General features: G+C 47.6%; 11 protein-coding genes. All 11 read left to right on the forward strand.

The window, feature by feature from the left end; genetic code table 11:
• Positions 1-121 precede the first annotated feature (121 nt).
• The 11 genes from JOD82_RS27255 (at position 122) to cysK (ending at position 12822) form a co-directional block, all read left to right on the forward strand.
• Positions 122-871 (forward strand): vWA domain-containing protein, encoded by a 750-nt coding sequence (locus tag JOD82_RS27255; RefSeq protein ID WP_023986444.1) that lies wholly within the window; start codon positions 122-124, stop codon positions 869-871.
• The gene (locus tag JOD82_RS27260; protein ID WP_069011234.1) at positions 855-1793 is read left to right on the forward strand and encodes a protein kinase domain-containing protein; all 939 of its coding nucleotides are present in this window, start codon (positions 855-857) and stop codon (positions 1791-1793) included. Before JOD82_RS27255 ends, JOD82_RS27260 begins: the two co-directional genes overlap by 17 nt.
• Before the next feature lie 66 nt (positions 1794-1859).
• The gene (gene tilS, locus JOD82_RS27265; RefSeq protein ID WP_209950319.1) at positions 1860-3308 is read left to right on the forward strand and encodes a tRNA lysidine(34) synthetase TilS; all 1449 of its coding nucleotides are present in this window, start codon (positions 1860-1862) and stop codon (positions 3306-3308) included.
• Positions 3309-3355: 47 nt separating this feature from the next.
• Positions 3356-3895 carry a hypoxanthine phosphoribosyltransferase gene (hpt, locus tag JOD82_RS27270; RefSeq protein ID WP_023986447.1) on the forward strand — a complete coding sequence of 180 codons (540 nt, stop codon included), beginning with the start codon at positions 3356-3358 and terminating at the stop codon, positions 3893-3895.
• 97 nt (positions 3896-3992) lie between these two features.
• The gene (gene ftsH / locus JOD82_RS27275; RefSeq protein ID WP_029514626.1) at positions 3993-6032 is read left to right on the forward strand and encodes an ATP-dependent zinc metalloprotease FtsH; all 2040 of its coding nucleotides are present in this window, start codon (positions 3993-3995) and stop codon (positions 6030-6032) included.
• Positions 6033-6309: 277 nt separating this feature from the next.
• Positions 6310-7923: an L-aspartate oxidase gene (gene nadB, locus JOD82_RS27280; RefSeq protein ID WP_029514627.1), complete on the forward strand. Its 1614-nt coding sequence runs from the start codon at positions 6310-6312 to the stop codon at positions 7921-7923.
• Positions 7913-8803, forward strand: a complete 891-nt coding sequence (nadC, locus tag JOD82_RS27285; protein ID WP_029514628.1) for a carboxylating nicotinate-nucleotide diphosphorylase — start codon at positions 7913-7915, stop codon at positions 8801-8803. The genes nadB and nadC overlap by 11 nt, the downstream gene beginning before the upstream one ends.
• Before the next feature lie 6 nt (positions 8804-8809).
• Entirely contained in the window at positions 8810-9577 is a 768-nt protein-coding gene (locus tag JOD82_RS27290) for a type III pantothenate kinase (protein WP_013308148.1), read from the forward strand.
• A gap of 217 nt (positions 9578-9794) precedes the next feature.
• Positions 9795-10679, forward strand: coding sequence for an Hsp33 family molecular chaperone HslO (hslO, locus tag JOD82_RS27295; protein WP_025718327.1), 885 nt, complete (start codon positions 9795-9797; stop codon positions 10677-10679).
• 20 nt (positions 10680-10699) lie between these two features.
• The gene (locus JOD82_RS27300) at positions 10700-11644 is read left to right on the forward strand and encodes a peptidyl-prolyl cis-trans isomerase (protein ID WP_209950320.1); all 945 of its coding nucleotides are present in this window, start codon (positions 10700-10702) and stop codon (positions 11642-11644) included.
• A gap of 239 nt (positions 11645-11883) precedes the next feature.
• Complete coding sequence (gene cysK / locus JOD82_RS27305; RefSeq protein WP_029514630.1) at positions 11884-12822, forward strand: cysteine synthase A; 939 nt, start codon at positions 11884-11886, stop codon at positions 12820-12822.
• Positions 12823-12859 lie beyond the last annotated feature (37 nt).

Raw genomic sequence — 12859 nt, forward strand, 5'->3', positions numbered from 1 at the left:
ATTGCCCGGGAAATTCCTTATTCGTTTTTTAAAAATCCGCATCCTTCGTTTGAATCGTTCCGGATTAGGCAAAGATAGAATCTATCGGAATAGATTAAGAGGAAGCGGAGGTCAAAAAACGATGAAGCAAATTTTGATCATAACAGACGGGTGCTCAAATGTAGGTGTTAGTCCAGTCATGGCGGCTGCCCAAGCTCTACGGGAAGGTATTACAGTGAATGTCGCCGGAGTCATAGATTATGGAACTATTGGCGAGCTTGGCAGCGCGGAGATTCAAGAAATTGCTAAAGCAGGGGGAGGGTTTAGCCAAATCGTTGGGACGAAGCAGTTGGCACAGACCATGCAGATGATGACGCGCAAAACGGTGGTTCAAACCATTCAGCAGGCGGTTAATAGAGAGTTAACGCACATTTTGGGCGAGGGTGGCGCCAAACATATCGGTGAACTTCCTCCGGCAAAACGAGCCCAAGTGGTTGAGGTGATGGATGAGCTGACAGAAACAAGCACCCTGGAGATTGCTTTACTCATTGATGCAAGTGCGAGCATGAAGCCCAAGCTGCCTGCTGTAGAGGACAGCATTCGTGATTTGCTGCTCAGTTTACAGTCCAGAAGCGGACACAGCCGTATATCTGTATTTCATTTTCCGGGCGGCAAAATGGGAGAAGACGCAGTCATGGATATCGGTTGGACCTCTGAGCTTAATCAGATCAAATCGATATTTGGACGCTTGCGGATGAAAGGGGCAACACCGACAGGTCCTGCCATTTTACAAGTGATTGATTATTACCGATATGTTACACTAGGAGAACAGAAAGATCTGGAAGAATCCTATGGCAAAGGAGAAGGGATGCTCGGTGACTACGTCGTCTGATCCCGTTCTTGCACCCGGAACGGTCATCAAGGGCAAGTGGAAGCGGAGCAGCTATGTCATCCAGCGCTTGCTGGGCCGGGGAGCGAACGGAACTGTATATTTGGTAAAAGAAGCACAGGCCGATCGGCAATTTGCTCTGAAAATGGGGAAGAACACGCTTGATCTGCAATCGGAGATTAATGTGCTAACCACATTGCAGTCTCAGGGCACTCAGACCGCCCTCCAGCGAAATGGGAATCCTTCCTTTTTGTTTGAGGTGGATGATGTAGTGTTACGCAGCGGAGAGATACCCTTTTATGTTATGCGGTACGTTAAGGGTGATCCACTTCATCGCTTTGTGGCAGCCAAAGGGCCGGAATGGTATGGCGTGGCTGGAACCGGTATACTGAATCGTCTGGCGGATCTCCATCAGGCAGGGTGGGTGTTTGGCGACCTGAAGCCGCAGAATATTTTGGTCAATGCCTATGGAGAGGCTGAATTAATTGATTACGGTGGGGTGTCTCTTGCTGGCCGGAGTGTTAAACAATTTACAGAATGGTATGACAGGGGATTTTGGAATGCTGGCAGCCGAAATGCTGATTCCCAGTACGACCTGTTTGCCTTCGCTCTTCTAACGATTCATATATTGGAGAGCGAATCGTTAAAGGCGGCTGCCAGCAGGCTGCCACAGTTGCGTAATACGGCAGAATTGACGGTCATCATTCGCCGCAGCCGTGTATTACGCCCCTATGCCGAATGGCTACTGGGTGCAGTGCGTGGAGAATATTCCGATACTCGTGCAGCGGCCCGATCTTGGTCACGTTTGGCTTCCGCACATGTCAGGCAATCGTCGGTCAAAGGAGGGAATCCACGCTGGCTGGGATATGCTTTCACGGTATCGCTTTTGCTGCTTGCCGGAGCGCTCTGGATTGCGTTAAGGTAGCAGCATGACTTACATAAGATAACAGATGATCATCATTTTTACGGTAGGGAGAAAAGAGGGTCGGGAATGGGAACAACAAAACCGACCGGTGTTGTACAGGAAGTGCTCGCCTTGGCGCGAGATCATTCACTGTGGAGCCCCGGAGACCGCATTGTGGTTGCTGTATCCGGTGGGCCGGATTCGGTGGCCCTTTTGCACATTTTACATGAAATATCCGTTATACATATGCCTTTACAACTCGTCTGCGCTCACGTTCATCATGGATTCAGACCAGAGGAATCGGATGCGGAGGCTGAAGTGGTACGCAATATTGCCCGAAAGCTTGAACTTCCATTTGAAATGACTCGGGTCGATGTACCCGCTTATATGAAGGAGAGTGGTAAGGGACCACAGGAAGCAGCACGCGAGCTGCGCTACAGCTTTTTACATGATATGGCTACAAAGTGGGAAGCACAGCATATTGCAATGGCTCACCACGGCGACGATCAAGCCGAAACAGTTCTTTTGCACTTGCTGCGTGGTAGCGGCCCAGCAGGTTTGGCGGGTATGCGTTTGGCACGCAATGAAAAAAATGTGCAACTCATTCGCCCGCTGCTACGTATGTACAAGGCTGACCTGATTGAGTTTTGTAACTTGTATGGTCTTTCCTACGTGATAGACAGCACTAATTTATCGTCCAAATACCGCCGTAACGCCATCCGCATGGATGTGCTTCCTTTTTTGGGGCAATATAATGAGCGACTGACACCATCTCTGAACCGGCTGGCCGAAACGATGGCTGACGAAAATGACTTTATGGAGGCATCTACGCTGTCAGTATACGAGAAAATGGTGAGCTTGGATAATGGCAGGTACATGTTTCCCATCGCTTCATACCGTAAGCTACCCGTTGCTTTACAACGGAGGTTGATTAAACTAATATTAAATTATCTGCCTTCGGACAGTGAAAATTTTGATTTTCGTAAAATTGAGACCGTTCGACTAAGACTTCTCCAAGAGGCATCGTCTACATGGAGTTTGGATTTGGGAGGCGGTGCGGTTGGAGTCCGCGAATATGACCAAGCGGTTTTGTTTGACCGTACGCAAGTCGTTATGGGCGAATGGTGCTATGGACTAAGTGTATTGCCTATTTCCGGTGAGCTAGAGTTGCCTGAGGCAGGTGGTATACTTCGGTGGCGAAGGGCTTCCTATTTGGATGGGGATCATCCGGCCAATAAGGAGGAAGCGTGGTTCGACGCAGATCAATTGAGTCTGCCTTTGACTGTACGCTCGCGATTACCTGGAGATACCATGTATGTAATGGGATTAAACGGAAGAAAAAAGGTTAAAGATATTTTTATTAATGAAAAAATACCTCCTTCAATGCGTTCCGTTATTCCCATCGTCTGCGACCAATCTGGAGCTATTCTCTGGATTCCGGGCGTACGACGTTCTGTACATGCCGCGGTGCAAGAGCACACGTCTTCGGTTATATATATGTCATGGCAAAGACGAGAGAGTCCGGGGCACCGGTAATTGCACAGGAACGGCTTTCATAGTATAAACTTAGGAGGTTTACACCGTTGCAAAATGATATTCAGGAAATATTGATCAGCGAAGAAGAAATTCAGAGTAAAATTAAGGAATTGGGTGCACAGCTCAGCGTAAAATATGAAGGGAAAAATCCATTGGTGATTTGCGTACTGAAAGGTGCGTTTATCTTTATGGCTGATTTGGTTAAATCCATTACAGTGCCATTGGAGCTTGATTTCATGGCTGTATCAAGTTATGGAGCGTCCACAAAATCCTCAGGTATCATCAAAATCATTAAGGATTTGGACGCATCTGTGGAAGGACGCGACGTTCTGATTGTCGAAGATATTATCGACAGCGGCCTGACGCTGACACATTTGATTGAACTGCTCAAGAATCGTAATGCCAATTCGGTATGTGTCGTAACCTTGTTCGACAAGCCTGCACGCCGGACGGTTAATCTTGAAGCAGATTATACTGGATTTACGCTTCCAGATGCGTTTGTTGTCGGCTATGGTCTGGACTATGCCGAGCACTACCGGAACCTCCCATACATAGGGATTTTGAAGCCGGAAATCTATACCAGCTAATCTCAGCCTCCAGTCCTAGGACTAAATAAGGCCCTTTGTTGAGAAGGACTTACAGGCTATGGTAAAATAACTTAAGTGTCTCGAGAGGAGGTAGGGGATGAATCGGTTCATCCGGAATTCTGGTTTTTATTTGATTCTTTTTTTAGTTGTGGTGGGTATCGTTCAGTTTGTTAGTAACAGTAACGAAGCCTCCGATCTCCCTAGATATGACCAATTACGGCAAGAGGTTAAAGCTAATAACATCTCTAAAGTAACGGTCCAATTTGACGGTTACGCCTATCTTGTAACCGGTGCATATAAGAAGCAGCCGGCTAATGCTAAATCGACCAATTTTTCCGTATATGTTCCACCAACGGATCAAGCACTAAGTGAACTGGTAAATGCCAGCGAAACGAACGGGTTTGAATATGTACAGAAGAAAATGGAAGGCGAAAGCATCTGGCTGACGTTTTTGACTTCTATCATTCCTTTGGTGATCATGTTCCTGTTGTTCTTCTTCCTGTTTAATCAGGCACAGGGCGGTGGCGGCAAAGTTATGAACTTCGGCAAGAGCAAAGCCCGTCTGTATAACGAAGAGAAGAAGAAGGTTACGTTCGAGGACGTGGCAGGGGCTGACGAAGAGAAGCAGGAGCTTGTCGAAGTCGTAGAATTCTTGAAGGACCCACGCAAGTTTGCAGCTGTGGGCGCTCGTATTCCGAAAGGTGTTCTGTTAGTGGGCCCTCCAGGTACGGGTAAAACACTCTTGGCAAGAGCTGTTGCAGGCGAGGCTGGAGTACCGTTTTTCAGTATCTCAGGTTCTGATTTTGTAGAAATGTTCGTCGGGGTCGGTGCTTCCCGTGTTCGTGATTTGTTCGAGAACGCTAAGAAGAACGCACCTTGTATCATTTTCATTGATGAGATTGATGCCGTTGGACGTCAACGTGGCGCTGGATTGGGTGGCGGACATGATGAACGTGAGCAGACGCTCAACCAATTGCTCGTAGAGATGGATGGATTCGGCGCAAACGAAGGTATTATCATCGTAGCTGCTACAAACCGTCCGGATATTCTCGACCCGGCGTTGCTTCGTCCAGGACGTTTTGACCGTCAAATTACGGTTGACCGTCCAGATGTTAAAGGCCGTGAAGCAGTATTGTATGTACATGCTCGCAACAAGCCGTTAACGAAGGATGTTAAATTGGACGTAATTGCGAAACGTACAACAGGCTTTACAGGCGCTGATCTCGAAAATCTGTTGAACGAAGCTGCCTTGTTGGCGGCTCGTCGTAACCGCAGGGATATTTCGATGCGAGAAGTAGATGAAGCAATCGACCGTGTTATCGTAGGTACAGAAAAACGCAGCCGCGTAATCAGTGACCGCGAGAAACGAATTGTTGCTTATCATGAAGCAGGCCATACGATTATTGGTTTCTTCTTGGAAAATGCCGACATGGTTCACAAGGTAACGATTATTCCACGTGGACGTGCAGGCGGATATGTCATCATGCTTCCGAAGGAAGACCGCATGCTGACAACTAAGCAGGAATTGCTGGACAAAATCACTGGATTGTTGGGTGGACGCGTATCCGAGGAACTGTTCATTGGTGAGATCGGAACAGGAGCCTATAGCGACTTCCAACAAGCAACAAGCATCGCACGTAGCATGATCGTAGAATATGGTATGAGTGAGAAACTTGGTCCGATGCAGTTCGGTACTTCACAAGGCCAAGTATTCCTTGGACGCGATATCGGTCATGAGCAGAACTACAGTGATCAGATCGCTTATCAGATTGACCAGGAGATGAATCGTTTCATCACTGAATCTTATGAGCGTGCTAGAGAACTCCTGACCAAGTATTCCAAAGAGGTTCATTTGATTGCTCAAACCTTGCTGGTAGAAGAAACCTTGGAACTTGAACAAATCAAACGTTTGATTGAGACAGGTTCTTTGGATGGTGGCACGACTGAAGGAGAAGGAACACCGGAAAACGGTGAGCCTGTGATCGACAACATTGGAGACGTCCGTGTACGTATTCAAGGTAAGGATGAAGAGCCTAAGAATACAACAGATCAACCGAATGATATCCCTAATCTGCAAAAGCCAGAGGATGATAACAATTCGGGCAACTCCGGTGGTACTCCACCGACAACAACCTAATCATTCAATGGATAGTTGAATAAGCTTATATGCAAGCTCCGGGGAACCAGGTATTATTGGTTTTCCGGAGCTTTTTAAATGGAAGATTATTGCTAACGTGATTTGACAGACACCGGAACGTTGTGTACATTTATTGTTAAATAAACGGCTGTCGTCTTCTTAGCTTATAAAAGCCAACAGCTGCTGCAATCGACTTTCTATTATTTTGAACATATACGTGAGCGCATACTGTAGAACCTATGGTGTGCGCTATTCTTCTGTGAAATCAGGTGAAGGCATGATTCCAAGATATCTAGTTGATTTTGATGTAGCGGAATTGACCCGATTGGAAGCCGACGTGTTAATTATCGGCTCGGGCATTGCGGGCTTATATACAGCCATTAAGGCTGCAGAGAATCGGAAAGTGTTGCTGATCACCAAGAAGACTTTGATGGAAAGCAACACACGTTATGCTCAAGGCGGCATTGCTGCTGTCACATCGGATGAGGATACACCTGCTTATCATATGCAGGACACCCTGATTGCTGGTGCAGGTTTGTGCGAACCAGAGGCGGTCAGAACGCTTGTCCATGAAGGTCCAGGTGGTATTCAAGAGTTAATACGTATGGGAACGGCTTTTGATCGTGTGGATGGTGAACTAGCATTGACACGGGAAGGAGCGCATAGCCATCGGCGTATTTTGCATGCGAATGGGGACGCTACGGGTTATGAAATTGTTCGTGCGTTGTCAAAGCAGGTTGCTGCTCATCCCGGTATCGAAGTGTGGGAAGAGTGCATGGTCGTCGACCTGCTGACTGAGCATGGTGAGTGTATTGGGGCCCTCGTCCAAAAGCCAGGTGGGGAAAGGTCGTATATCACTGCTAATGCAACGATTTTGTGCTCAGGAGGTAGCGGGCAATTATACCGTTATACGACTAACCCGGATATTGCAACCGGGGATGGTATTGCTATGGCGTATCGTGCTGGGGCGATTGTCCGGGATATGGAATTCATACAGTTTCATCCTACGGCGTTGTGCCATCCGGGCGCTCCAAGGTTTCTAATTTCCGAAGCTGTACGGGGAGAAGGAGCCGTGTTACGCAATATTCACGGAGAACGCTTCATGGACAAGTATGATTCACGGCAGGAGCTTGCACCCAGAGATATCGTAGCTCGTGCTATCATTCATGAGATGGAACGCACCCAAGCTGCGTTTGTATACTTGGATATTACGCATGAGCCGCCTGAGCGGGTGAAGCGACGTTTTCCAACCATTTATCGGACATGTCTGTCATTTGGTTTGGATATGACGACAGACTGGATTCCCATTGCGCCTGCTGCCCATTATATGATGGGTGGTGTTCAGACCAATTTACACGGGGAAAGCTCCATTGCGCGTTTATTCGCCTGCGGGGAGACCTCTTCTACAGGTGTTCACGGAGCTAATCGTCTTGCGAGCAATTCATTATCTGAAGCTATTGTATTCGCCAGTAGGATTATTGAGCGACTGCATTCATTGCCACCGCTGGTCGGCCATACGTTGATATCTTATAGCGATAACCGCACAGAGTTCCCGGCTTCATCCGTCACGGAGCAACGGCTTAAGCTGCAAGAAGCAATGGTTCGTTATGCTGGAGTTCGTCGGCACGGCGAGGGGCTGCAAGCAGCATTAGATGAGCTGCAAGGGCAAATGCCTATTTTCGGGGCTGTGATCGCTAGCCGGGAAGAGATCGAATTTGCCAATTTGCTCACATGTGCTTTATTAGTAACAGATTGTGCGTTACTGCGTGAGGAGAGCCGGGGAGCGCATTATCGCGAGGATTTTCCTGAGACAGATGATAGCGCCTGGCGAAAGCATGTCCAGCAGCGACGTGATCAAGGGATAACGGAGGAGTACGTTCATGACATCTAACAGCGAGCTTTATGGAGAGTTTAGTGGATATCAGGAGGAACTGACGGCACAAATTCGCAGCTGGCTGCGAGAAGATACGGGCTCTGGCGATGTGACCACGCGCTGGACGATTGAGCAGGGCCACCAATCCAAGGCTGTCATTCATGCCAAGGAGAGCGGCGTAGTTGCGGGTTTACCCGTGGCTGCCCTTGTATTTCAGGTAGTGGACCCTTCCTTGTCGTTTACTCCGCTGGTGACCGATGGACAGTGGATTGAAAAGGGAAGCGTTTTGGCTGAAGTGAATGGAAGTACCCATGCGATTTTGACTGGAGAGCGACTGGCGTTAAATTTGCTACAACGAATGTCTGGCATTGCCACGCGGACTCGAGCTTTTATAGAACAATTGCATGGTTTGTCCACCCGCTTGGTGGATACACGCAAAACAACACCGGGACATCGGCTGCTGGAGAAGTATGCTGTTCGTGTAGGCGGTGGCTCGAATCATCGCTTTGGCCTGTACGATGCTGTTATGATTAAGGATAATCATATTAAGGGCGCAGGTGGGATTGAACAAGCTGTGAGTCGAGCGCGCGCTAATATACCGCATACGATGACGATTGAAGTAGAGACGGAAAACATGAAACAAGTGCAGGAAGCCCTGGAAGCTGGGGCGGATATCATTATGCTGGATAACATGTCTGCCCCAGATATGAAGGAAGCCGTTCGGTTCATTCGGGAACGGGCACCACATGTCAAAACAGAAGCCTCGGGCAATGTATCGCTGGATACAGTGCGTGAGATGGCTGAGAGTGGCGTAGATGTGATTTCTGTAGGCAGGCTGACATACTCTTTTCATAGTCTGGATATCAGCCTTGACCTTAACGCAAAGAAAGATAGGTGACACCCATTGATTCTTGTAGTGGATGTAGGTAATACCAATATTGTTCTGGGGATGTACGAAGGGCGGGAGCTGTTGCACCATTACCGGATCAGTACCTCCAGACAGGCAACCGCAGATGAATACGGCGTACTCATACATAATCTTTTTAGTATGGGTGGCGTATTAAAGGATGACATCCAAGGAGTTATTATTTCCTCTGTCGTTCCGCCATTGGTCCGTGTATTAGAAGAAATGTGCGATAAATACATAGGCAAAACGCCGTTAATCGTCGGACCGGGAATCAAGACCGGTCTTAACCTGCGTTATGAGAATCCGCGTGAAGTAGGTGCGGATCGGATCGTGAACGCTGTTGCGGCTGTCGAACGGTTCGGCGGGCCGCTGGTTGTGGTGGATTTTGGAACCGCGACGACGTTTGATTGTATTGACGATAAGGGAAACTACCTGGGTGGTGTAATTGTACCGGGTATCGGGATTTCGACAGAGGCACTGTATCAACGGGCTTCCAAGCTGCCCCGTATCGAGTTGGAGAAACCCAAAAAGGTTATTGGTCGTAATACGGTTCATGCCATGCAAGCTGGGATTATCTTCGGTTATGCTGGGCAAGTGGATGGCATTGTGAGGCGCATTAAGGAAGAAATGCAGGCGGAGCCTACGGTTATTGCTACCGGAGGTCTTGCAGAGCTAATCGCATCAGAGACAGAGAGCATTCAGAAAGTGTTGCCGATGTTGACGCTTGAAGGATTACGTATCATTTACCAACGTAACGCTGAATAAAAAAGTGGATATAAGCTGCCGCTGCGTCCAACCGATGATCTTATCGGTTTGGATTAGCGGCGTTTTTCGTCTATACTGAAATATGTTACGTTTTTGAACAATTCGCGTGATCTGTCGATGCAGGTTGTTTATATAGTAGGAAATTATGCTTCAATGATGAGCAATACAACGAAAATAAGCAGCATAGCTGTCCTGGAGAATAGGGGAGGATATCAATATGGAAAATAAGCAGGATCGACTTATTCGTGGCACAGCCATGGATGGGAGGGTTAGAGCTTTTGCTGTTCGGACAACTCAATTGGTAGAGGAATTGCGGAGAAGACATGATACGTATCCAACGGCTACCGCTGCTTTGGGGCGAACCCTCACAGCAGGAGCTATTATGGGTTCTATGCTAAAAGGCAAAGAGCGATTAACCATTCAAGTTAAAGGTGATGGACCGATTGGGCAAATCGTCGTTGATGCCAATGCTGTAGGGGAAGTGCGAGGTTATGTTACTGAACCACATGTGCATTTGCCGAGCAATAGTATGGGCAAACTGGATGTAGCGGGTGCTGTAGGTACAGAGGGGTTCATTCATATCATCAAGGATTTGGGGTTAAAAGAACCGTATCGCGGCAGTACTCCGATTATTTCCGGTGAACTGGGTGAGGACTTTACCTATTATTTTGCCAAATCGGAGCAGACCCCGTCAGCGGTGGGCTTGGGTGTGCTGGTAGATACTGATAACTCGGTTATTGTGGCCGGTGGATTTATTATTCAATTGCTTCCAGGCTTGAATGATGATGAGATAACTGCGATCGAAAATGCAGTCAGCTCCATTCCGCCCGTTACCGCTTTGCTGGATCAAGGGTTGGAACTTGATGAAATGCTGCGCTGGATGTTGCCGGACGTTCGGATTCTCGATGAATTGGATATCCATTTTCAATGTGAGTGTTCACGTGAGCGCGTGGAAAAAACATTGATCAGTTTGGGAGAAAGCGAATTAGAGCAGTTAATTGAGGAAGAAGGACAGGCTGAGGTCGTATGTCACTTTTGTAATGAGGCTTATCAGTTTAATAAAGATGAGCTGCAAAATCTGTTAGATCAAGCCAAAGCCTAACCGGATGGGCGGTGCAAGCGATGACTACACGGGAAAAGGGATTATGGACAGCTGTCATTATTCTGACCGTTAGCGTCGCCGCCTTGGGTGGTCTTATCATGCTTCGGGGGCTGTCAAAGCCGGGTGATGTAAGCAAGGATGACGGCGATCATACTGTGGCGGAGATGGGTCAGGAAGGCATATCGGAGGAACAGTGGGTAGCGGAACTGAAAAAGCGATATGGAACCAATACGCTGTTGCAAATGTTGAATCGTAAAGCCGTGCAGGCTGAAACCAAGCGTCTCGGTATCAAGATCACCCAAGAGGACTTACAGCAGGTGCTGGAGCAGGATAGTAAAGGGTATGACTCAGATCATACCTACTTTGATGAAATGCAGCGACAGTTTGGCTTAGATCCGGTTGACTTGCGGAATGAAGCGGAATACCGGATTGGTTTGGAGAAAATAGCTACGCAGGGTATTCAAGTTCAGGAAGCTGAGATTGACGAGTATTGGGAGCAGCATCCCGAGGAATTTGCCGTCGGTAAGCAGATCCAATTGGCAGCTCTTTATGTGGATAATGCGGAGGAAGCAGAAGCGTTGCTAGACCGGGTTAAGCAGGGGGAGAGCTTCGATGTGCTGATTCAAGAGCATTCAGGTAAGCCTTTCGACAAAGATAGCAGTGGACAGCTGGGATGGGTGGATGAATATGATCCATTGCAACCGGAGGCGATTATGAAGGCGGCGAGAGAGCTAAGCTCTGGGGATGTTGCGGGTCCAATCTCTGTTAACGATGGCTATGCTGTCATTTATGTACAGGATGTCCGGTTGAAGAATTCTCCGGATAAGCAGCAGATCCGGCAGCAAATTCGTCGATCTCTTGCGCTTGCACAAGCCGCTCCTTTGGAAGAGGTTGAGAAGAGTCTGCGTGATAAGTATGGAGCGCGTATTTTATCTGGAAAGAATGCATCCTCCGCTTCTCTGTAACGTAGTGAAAGAACATTGGTTTGAAGGAAGCGCGATGCTGATAACGCGGGTTGACAGCATCGCAGCTTACTCACTCGTATTGACATTGGAATTGAAGATTGTTATGATTAGCGTATAAAACCCACTATTTTTATCGGAAATTAAATGAACGGTACAAAATTAAAGTGATTGACTAAGATTGATCTACAATATGATTTCGCATTTTTTAATATATCATCTACAGTCAGGGAGGAATTATCATGGCTAAAGTTGTTAATAACATCACCGAACTTATCGGGGAAACCCCCCTCGTTCGCCTCAACCGGATCGTACCGGAAGATAGCGCTGAAATCTATTTGAAACTGGAATATCAGAACCCAGGCTCCAGTGTAAAAGATCGTATTGCGATTAGTATGGTAGAAGAAGCTGAACGTGAAGGTCTGCTTAAGCCAGGCGGTACCATTATTGAAGCAACTAGCGGTAATACAGGAATCGGCTTGGCTATGGTTGCTGCTGCGAAGGGCTATAAGGCAGTCATCGTTATGCCAGAAACGATGAGCATAGAGCGTCGTAATTTGTTGCGCGCTTATGGAGCCGAACTTGTGTTAACACCAGGATCAGAAGGCATGAACGGGTCCGTTAAGAAAATGGAAGAATTGCTGAGTGAAAATCCGGATTATTTTGCTGCTGAGCAGTTCAAGAACAAAGCTAATATCAAAATTCACCGTGAAACGACCGGTCCTGAGATTGTGGAAGCCATTCATTCCATTGGCGGAACTCTGGACGCTTTTATAGCGGGAATAGGTACTGGCGGAACCATTTCTGGAGCCGGTGAAGTGCTTAAGAAAGAATTCCCTGATATTAAAGTTGTGGCCGTAGAACCTGCCTCTTCCCCGCTGTTAGCAGGCGGTAAGCCAGGACCCCACAAGATCCAAGGGTTGGGTGCCAACTTTATTCCTGAAATTTTAAACCGTGATATCTATGATGAAATTATTCATGTAGAAAACGACGAAGCTTTCGAGGTAGCACGTAGAGTGGCCAAGGAAGAGGGCATTTTGTCCGGTATTTCATCTGGCGCGGCTGTCCATGCGGCTTTGAAACTTGCTAAGCAATTGGGCAAGGGTAAACGGATCGTTGTCATTATTCCAAGTAATGGAGAACGTTACCTGAGTACACCACTGTACAATTTCGAGCTGTAATTATGTCGTAATTGTGTATACTATACGTAAGGATTCC

The sequence above is a fragment of the Paenibacillus sp. 1182 genome, from assembly GCF_017833915.1.
GTDB lineage: Bacteria > Bacillota > Bacilli > Paenibacillales > Paenibacillaceae > Paenibacillus > Paenibacillus polymyxa_D.